This window comes from Streptomyces sp. NPDC094032 (genome assembly GCF_040303965.1).
In the GTDB taxonomy this organism is placed as follows: domain Bacteria; phylum Actinomycetota; class Actinomycetes; order Streptomycetales; family Streptomycetaceae; genus Streptomyces.
The window spans coordinates 1-17,821 of record NZ_JBEOUE010000013.1; the positions used below are offsets into that span (position 1 = coordinate 1).

Consider the following 17,821-nt stretch of genomic DNA (forward strand, 5'->3'; position numbering starts at 1 on the left):
GTCCGGACTGCGACCTTCACTTCGCTGCGCTCGTTACGGGCGCCGCCACGTCCGGACACCCCCTACCCCCACTCCGGCCCCGGCCTTCCGCCCCGGGGCCGGGTGGTGGTCAGGCGCCGGCGACTCGGCCGGCCTCCGGCAGGTTGCCCGCGTCGTTGGGGGCGAGCTCCTTGAGCATGCAGGTCAGGCGTGCCGAGCAGACCCGCTTGTCCTGCTCGTCGGTGATCACGATCTCGTACGTGGCGGTGGACCGGCCCCGGTGCACGGGCGTCGCGACGCCGGTGACCAGGCCGCTGCGCACCCCGCGGTGGTGGGTGCAGTTCAGGTCCACGCCCACGGCGATCCTGGACACCCCGCCGTGCAGCATCGAGCCGATCGAGCCCAGCGTCTCGGCCAGCACCGCCGAGGCGCCGCCGTGCAGCAGGCCGTACGGCTGGGTGTTGCCCTCCACCGGCATGGTCCCGACGACCCGGTCGGCCGAGGCCTCCAGGATCTGCACGCCCATCCGGTTCCCGAGGTGACCGGCGGAGAAGAGCGCGGGCAGGTCCACGCCGAGCGAGGCGTACTCGTCGATGACCTCCTGCGGGAACTTCACGTGCTGCTGCTCGCCCATGGGTCCGGCTCCGTTCGTCTTCGTACGGCTGGTCTGCGTCTTCGCTAGCTGCCTGAGCAAACGCTTAGGCAGGGGTGATTGTGTCATGCACCCCGAAGGAAGAGGCGGCAGAGATGGTCCTCCGCGTACGCCGGCTCATGGCACGGAGTGAGCCGGACCGGGGCGAACTGCGTCAGGAACAGCTGATCGGGTGCGGCCGGCGGCGCCTCCGCGCGGAACGGCTTGTTCCCGTCGCGGATCACGACCTCGCCGCGCGTCCCCGACGCGTCGCGGTACGTGGCCTTGATCGCCCAGTCGCAGGTCTCGGTGCCGACCGTGGCCGCGATCCGCAGACCGCCCGGCTCGCTGCCCCCGCCGAGATCGATCCGCCGCCGGTCGAAGTAGCGCTGTCCCTGGTCCTCGCCCTCGTCGGTGATGACCGGGGTCGCGGCGGGTCCGCGCAGATCGAAGTGGACGCCCGGATAGCTCGCCTCGCCCTGGGCGGGGTGCTCCAGCACGAAGCGGGCGGTGGAGGGACGGCAGCGCACGTCGACCGCCTCCATGCCGGTGACCGACAGCTGGGAGGTGCGGTCGCTGAACAGGTTCAGCCGGAACCGGGTCGTGGGGCCGACCCGTGGCGAGACGACGCCGTCCCGTCCCTCGTCCAGATGCGGGGTGGTGCCGATGACCCGCGCCCCGAGCGGACCGAGCAGGCGCCAGACGTCATGGCTGTAGTCCTTCGCCTCGACGTCCAGTGCCATCAGGGAGCGCTGCTCGGCGGGGGTGAGCGTGCGGTCGAGGACGATCGTCCAGTCGTCGTCGTCGAGCGCCGAGATCTCGGTGTCGGCCGTTGCCGTGAACGGGGGCTTCTCGTCGTTCAGTCGGTCCTGTGCGGCGTCCTCGGCCCGGGCGCGGTCGGTGGCGAACACCGTGTCGTAGACGTAGGTGACCGCCTGGGTCAGCAGCGTCGTCGCCAGCAGGCCCGCCGCGATCACCACGAGACCCCGGAGCAGCACCCGGACGCGGCCCCGCCGGGTCGGCGGCACCGGGCTTCCCGGCGCGATCCGTTCCAGGGCGAGCGCGCCGAGGGACGGTCCGGGCGGCTCGGGAGCCGTCGGCGGGGGAGTGGGCGGGGCGGGGACGGTGGGCGGGTGCGGCGGGGGTGGTGGTACGACCGGTGGAGCGGGTGGCGCCGCCGGTGCCGGAGTGGGCGCCGGGGGTGGGGCGGCCGGCGGTGGCGGGAGTGGTGCGGGCGGGCGCCGCTCCGGCGGGTGTTCGTCGGTGGGTGGCGTGGACAACGGGGCCCCCGTGGCGTCCTCGGCCGGCGGCCGGCTGCCGTGGCGCGGGAGTGGAGGATACGGGATCCCCGGTCCCCCCGCGCCGTATCGAACCGGTCAGTCACCCGCCGGTGGGACCAGCCGTACGATCACGGACTTGCTCGCCGGGGTGTTGCTGATGTCCGCCGTCGACTCCAGCGGCACCAGCACGTTGGTCTCCGGGTAGTACGCGGCCGCGCAGCCGCGCGTGGTCGGGTAGTGGACGACCCGGAAGCCGGGTGCCCGGCGCTCGCTGCCGTCCGTCCACTCGCTCACCAGGTCCGTGTACGCCCCGTCCGCGAAGCCCAGCGCCGCCGCGTCCTCCGGGTGCACCAGGACCACCCGGCGGCCGCCCTTGATGCCGCGGTAGCGGTCGTCGAGACCGTAGATCGTGGTGTTGTACTGGTCGTGCGAGCGCAGCGTCTGGAGGAGCAGCCGGCCCTCCGGCACCTTCGGGTACTCCACCGGCGCCGCCGTGAAGTTGGCCTTGCCGGTCGCCGTCGGGAAGCGCCGCTCGTCGCGCGGCGCGTGCGGCAGCGTGAAACCGCCCGGGTTCGCCGCCAGGCGCGCGTTGAAGTCCTCGAAGCCGGGGATCACGCGGGCGATGCGGTCGCGGATCGTCGCGTAGTCCGCCTCGAACGCCTCCCACTGCGTCGCCGACGCCTCGCCGAGCACCGCCCGCGCCAGACGGGCCACGATCGCGGGCTCCGAGAGGAGCCGGGGGCCCGCCGGCGGCAGGTTGCCGCGCGAGGCGTGCACCAGGCCCATCGAGTCCTCGACGGTGACGACCTGCTTGCCGCTCTTCTGTATGTCCTTGTCCGTGCGCCCCAGCGTCGGCAGGATCAGCGCGCGCGTGCCGGTCACCGCGTGCGAGCGGTTCAGCTTCGTCGACACGTGCACCGTCAGACGGGCCTTGCGCATCGCCGCCTCGGTGACGTCGGTGTCCGGGGTGGCGCCCACGAAGTTGCCGCCCATGGCGAAGAACACCTTCGCCTCGCCGTCCCGCAGCGCCTCGATCGAGCGCACCACGTCGAAGCCGTGGTGGCGCGGCGAGACGATCCCGAACTCCTTGTCCAGCGCGTCGAGGAACGCGGCCGAGGGGCGCTCGAAGATGCCCATCGTCCGGTCGCCCTGCACATTGGAGTGGCCGCGCACCGGGCACACCCCGGCGCCCGGGCGCCCGATGTTGCCGCGCAGGAGCAGGAAGTTGACCACCTCGCGGATGGTCGGCACCGCGTGCTTGTGCTGGGTCAGGCCCATCGCCCAGCAGACGATCGTCCGCTCGGACGCGAGCACCATCTCCAGGGCCCGCTCGATCTCCGCCCGGGACAGGCCGGTCGCCGCCAGCGTCTCGTCCCAGTCGGCGTCCCGCGCGGCGGCGGCGAACTCCTCGTATCCATGGGTGTGCGCGGCGACGAACTCCTCGTCGACGGCGCCAGGGGTCTCCAGGACCAGTTTGTTGAGCAGCCGGAACAGCGCCTGGTCGCCGCCGATGCGGATCTGCAGGAAGAGGTCCGTGAGCGCGGCGCCCTTGAGCATGCCCTGCGGCGTCTGCGGGTTCTTGAAGCGCTCCAGGCCCGCCTCCGGCAGCGGGTTCACCGAGATGATCCGCGCGCCGCCGGCCTTCGCCTTCTCCAGGGCCGACAGCATCCGCGGATGGTTCGTCCCCGGATTCTGCCCCGCGACGATGATCAGGTCCGCCTGGTGCATGTCCTCCAGGGAGACGCTGCCCTTGCCGATCCCTATCGTCTCGTTGAGCGCCGAGCCCGAGGACTCGTGGCACATGTTGGAGCAGTCCGGCAGATTGTTGGTGCCGAACTCGCGGGCGAAGAGCTGGAGCAGGAACGCGGCCTCGTTGCTCGTACGCCCCGAGGTGTAGAACAGCGCCTCGTCGGGGGAGGAGAGCGCGGTCAGCTCCTCCGCGAGGATCGCGAAGGCCCGCTCCCAGGACACCGCCTCGTACCGCTCGGCGCCCTCCGCCAGGTACATGGGCTCGGTGATCCGGCCCTGCTGGCCCAGCCAGTAGCCACTGCGGGTCGCCAGGTCCGCCACCGGGTGCGCGGCGAAGAACTCCGGGGTCACCCGGCGCAGCGTCGCCTCCTCGGCGACCGCCTTCGCCCCGTTCTCGCAGAACTCCGCGACATGCCGCTTGTCGCCCTCCGGCCACGCGCAGCCCGGACAGTCGAAGCCGTCCTTCTGGTTGACCTTGAGCAGGGTCCGCGCGGTGCGGCGCACACCCATCTGCGCCTGCGCGATCCGCAGCGTGTGACCGATGGCCGGCAGCCCGGCCGCGGCGTGCTGCGGCGCCGCGACCTGCGGCGCGTCCTGGACCGGGTCGCCGGCGGGCGGCTTGCTGACCATCGCGCTCTCCCTTGAGCGGTGGGGCCCCGGAGGGGACCGGGGAAGAACTGCGTACGTCTCCGATCCTGTCACGCCGCACCGACAGCGGCCCAGGGCGGTCGCGGGGCCGTGGAGTGGACGGGATTGTCGGTGGCGCGTGGCAGGATCGTCCCGTGGCCGAGACAGCAGCGAAGAAGACCGATATGACCGAAGAGAACCGTCCGCGCCTGCTCCTCATGGACGGGCACTCCCTGGCGTACCGGGCGTTCTTCGCGCTGCCCGCGGAGAACTTCACCACCGCGACGGGGCAGCCGACCAACGCGATCTACGGATTCGCGTCGATGCTCGCGAACACGCTCCGCGACGAGGCGCCCACGCACTTCGCGGTCGCCTTCGACGTGTCCCGCAAGACCTGGCGCTCGGACGAGTTCCCCGAGTACAAGGCGAACCGCTCCAAGACCCCCGACGAGTTCAAGGGGCAGGTCGAGCTGATCGGCGAGCTCCTCGACGCCATGCACGCGCCGCGCTTCGCCGTCGAGGGCTTCGAGGCGGACGACGTCATCGCGACCCTCGCCACCCAGGCCGAGGCGGCCGGCTTCGAGGTCCTGATCGTCACCGGCGACCGGGACTCCTTCCAGCTGGTCACCGACCACACCACCGTGCTCTACCCGACCAAGGGCGTCTCCGAGCTGACCCGCTTCACCCCGGAGAAGGTCCAGGAGAAGTACGGACTCACCCCCAACCAGTACCCGGACTTCGCCGCCCTGCGCGGCGACCCCTCGGACAACCTGCCCGGCATCCCCGGCGTCGGCGAGAAGACCGCCGCCAAGTGGATCAACCAGTTCGGTTCCTTCGCCGAGCTCGTGGAGCGCGCCGAGGAGGTCAAGGGCAAGGCCGGGCAGAACTTCCGCGACCACCTGGAGTCGGTGAAGCTCAACCGCCGCCTCACCGAGATGGTCCGTGACGTCGAGCTGCCCAAGGGCGTCCAGGACCTCGCGCGCGAGCCGTACGACCGCACGGCCGTCGCCCTGGTCCTCGACACCCTGGAGATCCGCAACCCCTCGCTGCGCGAGCGGCTCCTCGCCGTCGACCCCGGTGCCGCCGAGGAGGCCGCCCCGGCCCCCGCCGCGGGCGTCGAGCTCGACTTCACCGTCCTCGGCTCCGGCGAGCTCGCCGGCTGGCTCGCCGAGCACGGCGGCCGGCCGCTCGGTGTCGCCACCGTCGACAGCTGGGCCCTCGGCACCGGGAGCGTCGCCGAGGTCGCCCTCGCCGCGGGTGACGGCGCCGCCGCCTGGTTCGACCCGTCCCAGCTCGACGAGGCCGACGAGACCGCGTGGGCCGACTGGATCGCCGACCCGGAGCGGCCCAAGGTCCTGCACAACGCCAAGGGCGCCATGCGGGTCTTCCCCGAGCACGGCTGGAGCGTCGCCGGCGTCACCATGGACACCGCGCTCGCCGCCTACCTGGTCAAGCCGGGCCGCCGCTCCTTCGCCCTGGACGCGCTCTCCGTCGAGTACCTGGGCCGCGAGCTCGCCCCCGCGGCCGCCGCCGACGGGCAGCTCGCCTTCGGCGCCGAGGACACCGCCGAGGCCGAGGCCCTGATGACCCAGGCCCGTGCCGTCCTCGACCTCGGCACCGCCTTCGAGGAGCGCCTCGCCGAGGTCGGCGCCCGGGAGCTCCTGCACGAGGTCGAGCTGCCGACCTCCATCCTCCTCGCCCGCCTGGAGCGGCACGGCATCGCCGCCGACCGGGACCACCTGGAGGCGCTGGAGCAGCAGTTCGCGGGCGCCGTGCAGCAGGCCGTGAAGGAGGCGCACGCCTCCGTCGGCCACGAGTTCAACCTCGGCTCGCCCAAGCAGCTCCAGGAGGTCTTCTTCGGCGAGCTCAACCTGCCCAAGACGAAGAAGACCAAGACCGGCTACACCACGGACGCCGACGCCCTCGCCTGGCTGGCCGGGCAGACCGAGCACGAGCTCCCGGTGATCATGCTCAGGCACCGCGAGCAGGCCCGGCTGCGCTCGACCGTCGAGGGCCTGATCAAGACCGTCGCGGCCGACGGCCGGATCCACACCACCTTCAGCCAGACCGTCGCCGCCACCGGCCGCCTCTCCTCCACCGACCCCAACCTGCAGAACGTGCCGGTGCGCACCGACGAGGGCCGCGCCATCCGGCACGGCTTCGTGGTCGGCGAGGGCTTCGAGGCCCTGATGACCGCCGACTACAGCCAGATCGAGCTGCGCGTGATGGCCCACCTCTCCGAGGACGAGGGCCTGCTGGAGGCCTTCGCCTCCGGCGAGGACCTGCACACCACGGTCGCCTCGCAGGTCTTCGGCGTCGAGCGGTCCGCCGTCGACGCGGAGATGCGCCGCAAGATCAAGGCCATGTCGTACGGTCTGGCCTACGGCCTGTCCGCCTTCGGCCTCTCCCAGCAGCTGGGCATCGACCCGGCCGAGGCGCGCGGCCTGATGGACACCTACTTCGAGCGGTTCGGCGGGGTCCGCGACTATCTGCGCCGGGTCGTCGACGAGGCCCGCGCCACGGGCTACACGGAGACGATGCTGGGCCGTCGCCGGTACCTCCCGGACCTCAACAGCGACAACCGCCAGCGCCGCGAGGCCGCCGAGCGGATGGCGCTGAACGCCCCGATCCAGGGCACCGCGGCGGACATCGTGAAGGTCGCCATGCTCGACGTGGACCGCGCCCTCACCGAGGCCGGCCTCGCGTCCCGGATGCTCCTCCAGGTCCACGACGAAATCGTCCTGGAGCTCGCCCCGGGCGAGCGCGACCGGGTCGAGGCCCTGGTCCGCGAGCGGATGTCCCAGGCCGTCGACCTCCGCGCCCCGCTGGACGTCTCGGTCGGCGTCGGCCCGGACTGGGACTCGGCGGCGCACTGACGCCCTGGGACCGGGCGGCGGTGCGCCGCCGCCCGGTCCGTCCCCTGGGAGGACGCCGGGCGTACGGAGCCGGGCGCACGGATCGGTCGGTCTTGGGCCAGGTGGACCAGCGACGGGGTGCCGGGCGGGCGCGGGTCCCGAGACTGGGGGCATGCCCGTGATCATGAGCCGCCGCCCCCGCCTGCCGGCCTGGGCCCTCGTCGGGGCCCTCCTCGGCGGGCTCGCGGCCACCGCCGCCCCGACCGGGGCGGCCGCCGTCGCCACCGACCTGTGCACCTCGCCCAGCGACCCCGCCCTCGCCGCCCGGCTGTCCCAGGACATCCGCGCCGCGCTCAAGGGCCGTGACTCGACCGTCTCCGTCGCCGTCCACGACCCGAAGCGCGGACTGCGCTGCCGGCTCTCGGAGCTCCGCGCGTACGACTCCGCCAGCGTCGCGAAGGTGCTGATCATGGAGGCGGTGCTCGGCCGGGCCGAGGAACTCGGCCGCGCGCCCACCAGCCTGGAGTCCCGGCGGCTCACGGCGATGATCACCCGCTCCGACAACGACGCCGCGACCGAGCTGTGGTGGGGTCTTTCCCGGGCGCGGATGAACCGGGTGCTGCGTGAGGCCGGGGCCACCGACACCGTCCTGGGCCACGACCAGTACTGGGGGCTCACCCGCACCACCGCCCGCGACCAGCTCGCCCTGCTGGCCGCCGTCGCCCGGCGCCCCGCGGCCCTCGCCCTGATGGGCCAGGTGGTCCACAGCCAGGCCTGGGGCATCGGGGCGGGCGTCCCGAAGGGGGCCAAGGTCCATCTCAAGAACGGTTGGCTGCCCCGTGCCACCCACGGCTGGCGGGTGCACAGCGTCGGCCTCGTCCGAGGCACCGGTATCGACTACCGGCTCGCCCTGCTGAGCCACGACAACGAGAGCATGAAGTACGGAGTGCGCACCCTGGAGGGTGTCGCCCTCGCCGTCCACCGCCGGCTCGGCGGCGGGACGGCGGCCGACCGCGGCTTCACCCCGGACGAGGGGATCAGCGAGATCCCGGACGGGAGTGCTCCGGAGCACGACCCGGCGCGCGGGCAGGGCCGTCCGGATCCGCTTCCGGGCGGGGCTCCGGGCCTGCTTCCGGGCCGAGCTCCGGGCCTGCTTCCGGGCGGGGCCGCGGCCTGGCTTCCGGGCGGGTCTCAGGGGGAGCTTCCGGGACCGGCTCCGGCCGGGTGGGCCGGCGCAGCCGCATCCCCGCCCCGTACAGCACCAGACCGAGCGCCAGCCCCGAACCCGCCCCGAAGCAGAGCGTCGGGATGATGTCGAGGGGCTTGTCGACCCGGCCCCAGTACGCGTAGAAGCGCACCACGCGATGGGCCGTGGCGACCAGCACGCACGCCCCGATCACCGTGGCCGCGAGGAGCCGCCCGCGCCGGTCGAGGACCGGGACCCCGGCGGGCGGCTCCGCCCCGGCCGGGGTCGCGCGCAGCGCCCGTACGGTGAACCAGCCGAGCAGCCCCAGGGCCAGCGCCGAACCCCCGTACTGCGCGTACAGATAGACCGGGAACCCGCCGACGATCTCGCCCAGGAACGGGATCAGCCGGGTGCCCCACCGGTCGAGGTGGGTGAACGCGTCCCAGACCACATGGGTCGTCGCCCCGAGCACCGCCGACAGGACGAACCAGAGGGCGAGCCCGGCCGGCCGCCGCTCCCGCCACGGGCGGCCCCGGACGAAGCCGTACACCCGGCCGCTCCACCGGCGCGGCAGCAGCCCCACCAGCGGCTCACGCATCATCAGCCACAGCGCCACCAGCGCCGCCGTGATCAGGACGTCGACGGTGACGACCCCGAGGGGGGAGTGGGTGACGCTTCCGAACTCCATCGCGCCGGGTACGGCGGTGGCCGCGAAGTACGTCAGGTCGGGGGAGAAGGAGCCCGCGACGAGCGCCGAGGCCACCAGGGGTCCGCGCGCCCTGCCGTCGCTCCGGATGCCCGGCAGGACGGCTGCGGCATGGCTGAGTGTGAACGGCACCGGGATCCCCTCGTATGGTGTCCGGCCCAGTATGCAAGAGCGGCCGGTGGCGGAAGCGTGGACGGCCAAGTGGTGACGAAACCGTGAAACACGGTCAGGCCCCGGTGCCGCCGCGACGGTAGTTGGCATAGGGTCACGTGGTCAGATCTCGCGCGGGGAGCGCGAACGCGGTGAACGGGGAGGGACCACACGTATGGCATCGCACTTGGGGCGTCGGCTGCGCAGGGGAGCCACCAGCGGTGCGGTGGTGGCCGCGGCGGTAGCGGCGCTGGCCGCCTCGCAGGCACCGGACCTGGCACCCCCGCCCGCGGACAACGCGAGCGGTGATCTGCCGGCCGGCGCCGAGGACACGGCGACGCCCCCGGACGGCTCCGCCTCCGGCAACTCGCCGTACTACACGGACCTGCCGCCGCTGAACACCCCGAACAAGCCCGGCGCTCCCACCAATCTGCCGGTCATCACCGGCCCCGCCGAGGCCGGCATACCCGCGTCCGTCCTCGCCGCCTACAAGCGCGCCGAGGAGTCGATCCGGTCGACGGACCCCGGCTGCAACCTGCCCTGGCAGCTGCTCGCGGGCATCGGCAAGGTCGAGTCCGGGCAGGCGCGCGGCGGCAAGGTCGACGCCAACGGCACCACCACCTCGCCGATCCTCGGCCCGGTCCTCAACGGTGTCGGCTTCGCCAACATCTCGGACACCGACAACGGCCTCTACGACGGCGACGCCAAGCACGACCGCGCGATAGGCCCGATGCAGTTCATCCCGTCCACCTGGGCCACCTGGGGCCAGGACGCCAACGGCGACGGGAAGAAGGACCCCAACAACATCTACGACGCCGCCCAGGCCGCGGGCATGTACCTCTGCGCCAACGACCGCAACCTCTCGGTCAAGGCCGACCTGGACAAGGCCGTCCTCAGCTACAACCGCTCGCGGGAGTACCTGAACACGGTCCTCTCCTGGTTCGAGTACTACAAGCGCGGCACCCACCAGGTGCCCGACGGCACCGGTGTCCTGCCCGGCGGCCGCAGCGACGACCGCGTCACCACGCCCGGCCGGAACACCCCGCCGCCGAAGACGCCGGTCACCCCGAAGCCGGTCACGCCGAAGCCGACTCCGACGAAGCCCGCCCCGACGAAGCCGACCACGCCGCCCACCGTTCCGGCGGCCAAGGTGGCGCGGATCCAGGACGCCTCCACCGGCACCCTGACCGCCACCGTGGGCGGCGCCTTCGCCGCCCACCCCGGGGTCGTGGCGCTGGACGCCTCGGGCAAGCCGGTCGCCGGCGTCCCGGTGCGCTTCCGGATCACCGGTGACACCGACGCCCGCTTCGGCCTCGGCGCCCGCGAGATCACCGTGACCACCGCGAGCAACGGCAAGGCCTTCGCCCCGAACCTCAGGGCGGGCGAGCGGACCGGCGGCTTCACCGTCGGCGCCGCGGTCGTCGGCCGGACCCTGGGCACCGTCTCGTTCTCCGCGACCGTCACCGAGCGGGGCGCCGACACCCTCACCCGGCTCGACGCCAAGGAGCTCTCGGCCACCACCGGCGCCGAGTTCGCCGACCAGGTGCAGGTCAAGGCCACCGACGGCGGGGCCCTCGCCTCCGGCGTGGCCCTCACCGCCACCTTCATCACCTCGGCGGACAACCCGCAGACCGCCACCGAGGGGCCCTACTTCAAGGACGCGGACGGCACCGCCCTCCACACCCTCACGGGCCTGAAGACGAACGCCGACGGGGTGCTCACCCTGCCGAAGATCTACGCGGACGGGAAGGCCGGCACCTTCCTGCTGCGCCTGACCGCGCCCGGCGGCGGCACGCTGACCATCGAGCTGAAGGTCACCGACCCGGCCCCCGAGCCGACCCCCACGCCGACCCCGACCCCGACGCCCTCCGCGTCGCAGTCCTCGGGCGCGCCGGAGGCCACGCCGACCTCCTGACGCCCGCCCCGGCTCCGCCGCGCCGCCCCCGTGTCCCCGCCGGACACGGGGGCGGCGTCCGTCGTTCTGCGTGCGACGTGTTCTCATCTCGCGGTCGCGTTGCTACGGTGCCCCAGCCCTGACGACCCATCAGATCGAGCGCCGGGAGGCCGACCATGCGCGCCCTAGTAGCCGCCGCCATCGGACTGGTCCCGGTCCTCCTGATCGTCCTCCTCTTCGCCCTGGTCGACGTGCCGCCGGACGGGCCCACCTCACCCAGACCCCTGCTGACCGCCGATCCCGGCCCCGAGAAGTAGGGGAGCGACCATGCGCCGCCGAGCCAGCCTCGTCCTGCTCGCCTTCGCCGTCTTCTTCGCCGCCATGGCACCCACCCTGCGCTGGTACGTCTTCCCCCGCGTGGTGAAGATCCCGTCGAACCAGTACCAGGTGACCGTCCTGGAGGCGAAGCCCGCGACCCTGCTCAACTACACGACCTTCAAGGCCGAGAAGGTCGACAAGATCACGATCATCCAGACCCTCAAGGGCAACGTGGAGGAGTCGCGGCGGATCGAGCGCGACGCCGGACGCGACGTCGTCGTCTGGGACTCCCTCTCCTACGTCGCGGGACCCGACGGCAAGATGGTCTCCAAGATCCCCGAGCGCTACATCTTCGACGCCCACACCCAGGACCCCGTCAACGCCACCGGCGAGATGGTCGACGGCGACCCGGTCCGGCGCGCGGGCATCGAGTTCAAGTGGCCCTTCCTCGTCGAGAAGCGGGACTACCAGTACTTCGACGCCCAGGCCCGCACCTCCGCCCCCATCCACTACAAGGGCACCCGCACCTTCCGCGGCATGGAGGTCTACTACTTCGAGCAGACCATCCCCTGGACACGGGTGCCCATGCCCAAGTCGATGCCCATCAAGGGCATCACCCCCGACGTCCTCGCCAAGACCGGCCTCACCCGCTGGTACACCACCCGGCGCATGTTCTGGGTCGACCCCGTCACCGGCGCCCCCGTCAACGGCGAGGAGATCCACAAGGAGGAGCTCCGCAACGCCAAGGCCCTGATGGGCCAGGACACCATCACCGTCTTCGCGGGCCATGTGAAGATGCGCGAGGACTACATCGAGAGCGTCGGCGAACTGGTCAAGTCCAACCGCCTGGCCGTGCTGATGGTCGTCTCCTACCTCCCCTGGTCCTTCACCGTCCTCGCCCTCCTCCTGCTCGCCCTCTCCCTCTGGCTCGAAGCCCGCTCCCGGCGCCCCGGCCCACAGGACCGGCCCAGTCCCGACCCGGCGCCCGGCCCCAGCCCCGACCCGGCGCCCGGCCCCGGCCCCGACCCTGGCCCCGGCCCCTTCACCGCTCCGGTCTGACCTCCCGTCGCTGCCGCGCGCTCGTGTGCCGGGTGGGCTCCGCCGTCGAGGGGTCCTCCGGCCACGGGTGCTTCGGATAGCGGCCCCGCAGCTCCGCCCGCACCGAGCGGTAGCCCTCCCGCCAGAAGGAGGCCAGGTCCGCGGTCACCGCCGCGGGCCGCCCCGCCGGGGACAGCAGATGCACCTGGACCGGGACCCCCGCCACCCGCGGCGTCTCGGCCAGCCCGAACATCTCCTGGAGCTTCACCGCCAGCACCGGCCGCTCCCCGCCGTACTCCACCCGGATCCGCGAACCGCTCGGCACCTCGATCCGCTCCGGCGCCAGCTCGTCCAGCCGCCCCGCCTCGCCCGACGCCCACGGCAGCAGCCGCTGGAGCCCCTGGCCGGCCTCGATCCGCCCCAGATCCACCCGCCGCCGCGCCCGCGACAGCTCGGGCTCCAGCCACTCGTCCGCCCGCGCCAGGAGAGCCTCCTCCGACACGTCCGGCCACGGCTCGCCCAACTCCCGCCGCAGAAAGGCCAGTCTGCTCCGCAGCTCCGTCGCCCCCTGGCTCCACCGCAGCAGCGACAGACCCTCCCGGGCCAGCCCGTCGAGCAGCGCCGCCCGCACCAGCGAGGGATCGGCGCCGTCCCGCAGCGGGCGGACCGTCAGCTCCACCGCCCCGAGCCGCTCGACCGAACGGGCCACCACGTCCCCGTCCTCCCAGTGGACCTCCTCGCCCGCCGTGAGCAGATGCCCGGCGGCGCCCCGGGCCACCTCCTCGTCCACCACGGCGGCCAGCCGCACCCGGGCCGTCGCGCTCTGCGCCGTCCGGTCCGCCACCGCCACCGCCAGCCAGGCACTGGACCGCAGCCCCGAGCCCTCCGCGAGCCGGGCCCCCGTGCCCGACACCATCAGATACCCGCCCTGCTCCCGGGCCCTGGCCACCCGCTCGGGGAACGCCAGGGCGGTCACGAGGCCCGCCGCCGCGTCCTCGCCCGCCGCCCCCGACACGGCCCCCGCCCGTCCGTCCGCCTCCTCGCCGGCCGAGCGCTCCAGACGCCGCACCTCGGCCTTCCAACGGGCCGCGTACCCGTCGCCGCCCTTGCGCGCCGCACGCCAGGCCGCCGCCAGATCGTCCCCGTACTCCCGGGGCGGCTCCTCGCTCAGCAGGGCCACCACCTCCGCCGCCCGCCGCGCGCCCACCTCCTGGGCACCGTCCAGCAGGGCCCGCCCCAGCCGCGGATGCAGACCGAGCCGCGACATCCGCACACCCCGCTCCGTGGCCCGGCCCTCCCCGTCCACGGCACCGATCGCCGTCAGGACCGCCCGGGCCGCCCCCATCGCCCCCGCCGGCGGGGCGTCCAGCAGCGCGAGCCCGGCGGCCGTCGGGTCACCCCAGCAGGCCGTGCGTAGCGCGAAGTCCGCCAGGTCCGAGATCCTGATCTCGGGGGAGGGGAACCGCGCCCGCGCCCCGTCCTCCGCCTCCGCCCAGCAGCGGTAGACCACCCCGAAGGCCTCCCGCCCGGACCGGCCGGCCCGCTGGGTCGCCGCCGCGACCGACACCGGCACCGTCGCCAGGGAACCCAGCCCCCGCGCGTGGTCCATCCGCGGCTCCCGCGCGAGCCCCGCGTCCACCACGATCCGCACGCCCGGCACCGTGAGGCTCGACTCCGCCACCGAGGTCGCCAGCACCACCCGGCGCCGCCCGCCCGGCTCGGCCCCCCGCAGCACCGAGTCCTGCACCGCTGCGGGCGCGCGGCCGTGCAGCTGGAGCACCTCCGCGTCCAGGTCGGCGAGCAGCCCCGCCGTCCGCGCGATCTCCCCCGTGCCCGGCAGGAAGCAGAGCACGTCCCCCTCGTGCCGCTCCAGCGCGCCCCGCACGGTCGCCGCCACGTGCCGCAGCAGCGCCGGGTCCACCCAGGTGCCGTGCGCCGGCCGGATACCGGCGGGCGGGGCGGCGAAGCGGACCACATGGCCGTGTCCCTCGCCCTTGCCCCACACGATCGGCGCCGGTCCGCCGCCGTCCAGCACGGTCAGCAGATCCGCCCACGCCTTCGCGTCGCTCGTCGCCGACGCGGCGATCAGCTTCAGCTCCGGCCGCAGCGTCGCCCGCACGTCCACCAGGAACGCCATCGCCGTGTCCGCGTCCAGATGCCGCTCGTGGCACTCGTCGAGCAGCACCACGTCCACCCCGCCCAGCTCCGGATCACGCTGGAGCCGCTGGAGCAGGACGCCCGTGGTCACCACCTCGACCCGGGTCGCGGGCCCGGTCCGGCGCTCGCCGCGCACGGAGAAGCCGACCGACCCGCCGACCTCCGCGCCCAGCAGCCAGGCCATCCGCCGGGCGGCCGCCCGCACCGCCATCCGGCGCGGCTCGGCCACCAGCACCCGCCGCCGGGGCCCGTCCCCTATGAGCCCCGCGAGGGCCAGCGGGACCAGCGTGGTCTTGCCGGTCCCGGGCGGGGCGTACAGGACCGCGACACCCCGGTCCTCGAGCGCGGTCAGCAGCTCGGGGACGGCGTGGCGGACGGGGAGCAGGTCGAGTGCGTCGTTTCGGATCACGCAGTCAGTCTCGTACGCCGTGCCGACCCGCGTGCTCGGTTGTCCACAGGCCCCACCCATTAATAGGACTATTGCGGGTGGGGCCCGCCCGGCCGGTCAGGGCCGGGGCCCCTCGTCGGTCAGTCCTCCGCGCGCTCGCAGACGAAGATCGCCGTCCCCGGGATCAGGTTCCCCCGCAGCGGGGACCAGCCACCCCACTCCTGGTCGTTCCAGGACGGCCACTCCGGCTCCACCAGGTCCACCAGGCGGAAACCGCCGGCCACCACGTCCCGCACCCGGTCGCCGATCGTCCGGTGGTGCTCGACGTAGACCGCGCGCCCCCGCTCGTCCTGCTCCACGTACGGCGTCCGGTCGAAGTAGGAGGCCGCGACCGACAGGCCCTCGGGCCCCGGCTCGTCCGGGAACGCCCAGCGGATCGGGTGGGTCACCGAGAAGACCCACCGGCCGCCCGGCCGCAGCACCCGCCGGACCTCGCGGAAGACCCGTACCGGATCGGCCACGAACGGCACCGCCCCGTACGCCGAGCACGCCAGGTCGAAGGAGCCGTCGCGGAACGGCAGCGCCCCCGCGTCCGCCTCCACCAGCGGCACCTCCTCGCCGATCCGCAGCGCGTGCTGCAACTGCCGGTGCGAGAGGTCCAGGGCCACCGGCCGGGCCCCCCGCGCCGCCAGCCAGCGCGAGCACTGCGCCGCGCCCGCGCCGATCTCCAGGACGTCGAGACCCTTCAGCGAGCCCGCCGGGCCAAGCAGCCCCGCGTCCTCCTCGTCGAGGCCCTCGGGACCCCAGACGAACCGGTCGTCCCCGAGGAACGCCCCGTGCTCGCTCTGGTACTCGTCGGCGTTCCGGTCCCACCAGCCCCGGCTCGCCCGACTGCTCTCCGCGTCCCCCGTCTCGCGCCGGGTGGCCTCCGGCTCTTCCTCGGTGCCGTCTTCCTGTCCGTACTCTTGGTTCATCTCGCCCGTCGATGTAGTTTGCGCTCAGTGTCGCGGCGCGGCACCCCGGCCAGGATGGCCTGGGCCGACATGAGTTGTGCCGGGTTTGCGGCGATTCGCCCCGGGTGAGCGCTTCGCGCATTGACCCTGTCCGGCCGCCCCCGTATGCTAAAGGTTGCGTTGCGAGCCTGCGCGCCTCAGACGGAGCAGGTCGCGCTCGCATCTGTTGTATGTCCCCTCGCTTTTCGAGGTGCGACCCGTCCGCGGGTCACGCGCCTCCTTGGCTGGCCGGCTTCATCAGCTGCGATACGGGCTTTCGGCGTAGCAGTACCTACGACTTTCTGTCCGTAACCGGAGCCCTTTCCCACATGACGAGCAGCACCGAGACCACCGCCACCAGCACCACCCCGCAGGTTGCGGTCAACGACATCGGTAACGAGGAAGCCTTCCTCGCCGCGATCGACGAGACGATCAAGTACTTCAACGACGGCGACATCGTCGACGGCGTCATCGTGAAGGTCGACCGGGACGAGGTCCTGCTCGACATCGGTTACAAGACCGAAGGTGTCATCCCGAGCCGCGAGCTCTCGATCAAGCACGACGTCGACCCGAACGAGGTCGTCAAGGTCGGCGACGAGATCGAGGCCCTGGTTCTCCAGAAGGAGGACAAGGAAGGCCGCCTGATCCTCTCGAAGAAGCGTGCCCAGTACGAGCGCGCCTGGGGCACCATCGAGAAGATCAAGGAAGAGGACGGGATCGTCACCGGTACCGTCATCGAGGTCGTCAAGGGTGGTCTCATCCTCGACATCGGCCTCCGCGGCTTCCTCCCGGCCTCCCTGGTCGAGATGCGTCGCGTCCGCGACCTCCAGCCCTACGTGGGCAAGGAGCTCGAGGCGAAGATCATCGAGCTGGACAAGAACCGCAACAACGTGGTCCTGTCCCGCCGCGCCTGGCTCGAGCAGACCCAGTCCGAGGTCCGCCAGACCTTCCTCACGACCCTCCAGAAGGGTCAGGTCCGCTCCGGCGTCGTGTCCTCGATCGTCAACTTCGGTGCCTTCGTGGACCTGGGTGGCGTCGACGGTCTCGTGCACGTCTCCGAGCTGTCCTGGAAGCACATCGACCACCCGTCCGAGGTTGTCGAGGTCGGCCAGGAGGTCACCGTCGAGGTTCTCGACGTGGACATGGACCGCGAGCGTGTCTCCCTGTCGCTGAAGGCGACGCAGGAGGACCCGTGGCAGCAGTTCGCCCGGACGCACCAGATCGGCCAGGTCGTTCCCGGCAAGGTCACCAAGCTGGTTCCGTTCGGTGCGTTCGTCCGCGTGGACGAGGGCATCGAGGGTCTGGTCCACATCTCCGAGCTGGCCGAGCGCCACGTGGAGATCCCGGAGCAGGTCGTCCAGGTCAACGACGAGATCTTCGTCAAGGTCATCGACATCGACCTCGAGCGTCGTCGCATCAGCCTCTCGCTGAAGCAGGCCAACGAGTCCTTCGGTGCCGACCCGGCCTCGGTCGAGTTCGACCCGACCCTGTACGGCATGGCCGCGTCCTACGACGACCAGGGCAACTACATCTACCCCGAGGGCTTCGACCCCGAGACCAACGACTGGCTCGAGGGCTACGAGACCCAGCGCGAGGCCTGGGAGACCCAGTACGCCGAGGCGCAGCAGCGCTTCGAGCAGCACCAGGCTCAGGTCATCAAGTCCCGCGAGGCCGACGAGGCCGCCGCTGCCGAGGGTGGCGCCGCCGCTCCGGCCGGTGCCCCGGCGGGCGTCTCCGGTGGTTCGTACTCCTCGGAGTCGGACGACAACTCCGGCGCCCTGGCGTCGGACGAGGCCCTGGCTGCCCTGCGCGAGAAGCTGGCCGGCGGCCAGAGCTGAACCAGCTCACCGCTGAGCTCCAGTAGCTAGCGT

General features: G+C 72.9%; 11 protein-coding genes and 1 pseudogene. 6 read left to right on the forward strand and 6 right to left on the reverse strand.

Translation table 11 applies throughout. The features are described from left to right. Positions 1-109 precede the first annotated feature (109 nt). The 3 genes from ABTZ54_RS19420 to ABTZ54_RS19430 all read right to left on the reverse strand — a co-directional run bounded on the left by ABTZ54_RS19420 (position 110) and on the right by ABTZ54_RS19430 (position 4,269). Positions 110-613 carry a PaaI family thioesterase gene (locus ABTZ54_RS19420; protein ID WP_351664707.1) on the reverse strand — a complete coding sequence of 168 codons (504 nt, stop codon included), beginning with the start codon at positions 611-613 and terminating at the stop codon, positions 110-112. An 83-nt stretch (positions 614-696) separates the two neighbouring features. Further along, the gene (locus ABTZ54_RS19425; RefSeq protein ID WP_351664709.1) at positions 697-1,638 is read right to left on the reverse strand and encodes a hypothetical protein; all 942 of its coding nucleotides are present in this window, start codon (positions 1,636-1,638) and stop codon (positions 697-699) included. Positions 1,639-1,986: 348 nt separating this feature from the next. Continuing rightward, the gene (locus ABTZ54_RS19430) at positions 1,987-4,269 is read right to left on the reverse strand and encodes an FdhF/YdeP family oxidoreductase (protein ID WP_351664711.1); all 2,283 of its coding nucleotides are present in this window, start codon (positions 4,267-4,269) and stop codon (positions 1,987-1,989) included. A 152-nt stretch (positions 4,270-4,421) separates the two neighbouring features. Here ABTZ54_RS19430 and polA point away from each other — a divergent pair, with 152 nt between their 5' ends. Together polA and ABTZ54_RS19440 are read left to right on the forward strand one after the other, a co-directional pair. Beyond that, complete coding sequence (polA, locus tag ABTZ54_RS19435) at positions 4,422-7,142, forward strand: DNA polymerase I (protein WP_351664713.1); 2,721 nt, start codon at positions 4,422-4,424, stop codon at positions 7,140-7,142. A gap of 523 nt (positions 7,143-7,665) precedes the next feature. Next, positions 7,666-8,094 (forward strand): annotated as a pseudogene (locus ABTZ54_RS19440) (serine hydrolase); the annotation flags it as partial. A gap of 64 nt (positions 8,095-8,158) precedes the next feature. Here the strand turns inward: ABTZ54_RS19440 and ABTZ54_RS19445 are convergent. Further along, positions 8,159-9,145, reverse strand: a complete 987-nt coding sequence (locus ABTZ54_RS19445; protein ID WP_351664715.1) for a DUF4184 family protein — start codon at positions 9,143-9,145, stop codon at positions 8,159-8,161. Between the two features lie 193 nt (positions 9,146-9,338). Here ABTZ54_RS19445 and ABTZ54_RS19450 point away from each other — a divergent pair, with 193 nt between their 5' ends. The 3 genes from ABTZ54_RS19450 to pgfA all read left to right on the forward strand — a co-directional run bounded on the left by ABTZ54_RS19450 (position 9,339) and on the right by pgfA (position 12,434). After that, a complete protein-coding gene (locus ABTZ54_RS19450) occupies positions 9,339-11,078 on the forward strand; it encodes a lytic transglycosylase domain-containing protein (protein WP_351664717.1) in 1,740 nt (579 codons plus the stop codon). A gap of 155 nt (positions 11,079-11,233) precedes the next feature. Then, positions 11,234-11,374: an SPW_0924 family protein gene (locus ABTZ54_RS19455; RefSeq protein ID WP_351664719.1), complete on the forward strand. Its 141-nt coding sequence runs from the start codon at positions 11,234-11,236 to the stop codon at positions 11,372-11,374. Between the two features lie 10 nt (positions 11,375-11,384). Further along, complete coding sequence (gene pgfA / locus ABTZ54_RS19460) at positions 11,385-12,434, forward strand: cell envelope lipid trafficking protein PgfA (RefSeq protein WP_351664720.1); 1,050 nt, start codon at positions 11,385-11,387, stop codon at positions 12,432-12,434. On the opposite strand, the gene hrpB is transcribed toward pgfA, so the two are convergent. Continuing rightward, complete coding sequence (gene hrpB, locus ABTZ54_RS19465) at positions 12,418-14,979, reverse strand: ATP-dependent helicase HrpB (RefSeq protein ID WP_351664722.1); 2,562 nt, start codon at positions 14,977-14,979, stop codon at positions 12,418-12,420. The genes pgfA and hrpB overlap by 17 nt on opposite strands. A 119-nt stretch (positions 14,980-15,098) precedes the next feature. Beyond that, positions 15,099-15,932, reverse strand: coding sequence for a class I SAM-dependent methyltransferase (locus ABTZ54_RS19470; protein ID WP_351664724.1), 834 nt, complete (start codon positions 15,930-15,932; stop codon positions 15,099-15,101). Positions 15,933-16,279: 347 nt separating this feature from the next. Between ABTZ54_RS19470 and rpsA the strand changes: the two genes are divergently transcribed. Continuing rightward, positions 16,280-17,788: a 30S ribosomal protein S1 gene (gene rpsA, locus ABTZ54_RS19475; protein WP_315890802.1), complete on the forward strand. Its 1,509-nt coding sequence runs from the start codon at positions 16,280-16,282 to the stop codon at positions 17,786-17,788. The last annotated feature ends 33 nt before the right edge of the window (positions 17,789-17,821 follow it).

Coding starts and splice junctions, on each gene's coding strand:
- ABTZ54_RS19420 (WP_351664707.1), bottom strand. CDS start 613: ATGGGCGAGCAGCAGCACGTGAAGTTCCCGCAGGAGGTCATCGACGAG.
- ABTZ54_RS19430 (WP_351664711.1), bottom strand. CDS start 4,269: ATGGTCAGCAAGCCGCCCGCCGGCGACCCGGTCCAGGACGCGCCGCAG.
- ABTZ54_RS19450 (WP_351664717.1), top strand. CDS start 9,339: ATGGCATCGCACTTGGGGCGTCGGCTGCGCAGGGGAGCCACCAGCGGT.
- ABTZ54_RS19455 (WP_351664719.1), top strand. CDS start 11,234: ATGCGCGCCCTAGTAGCCGCCGCCATCGGACTGGTCCCGGTCCTCCTG.
- pgfA (WP_351664720.1), top strand. CDS start 11,385: ATGCGCCGCCGAGCCAGCCTCGTCCTGCTCGCCTTCGCCGTCTTCTTC.
- ABTZ54_RS19470 (WP_351664724.1), bottom strand. CDS start 15,932: ATGAACCAAGAGTACGGACAGGAAGACGGCACCGAGGAAGAGCCGGAG.
- rpsA (WP_315890802.1), top strand. CDS start 16,280: ATGACGAGCAGCACCGAGACCACCGCCACCAGCACCACCCCGCAGGTT.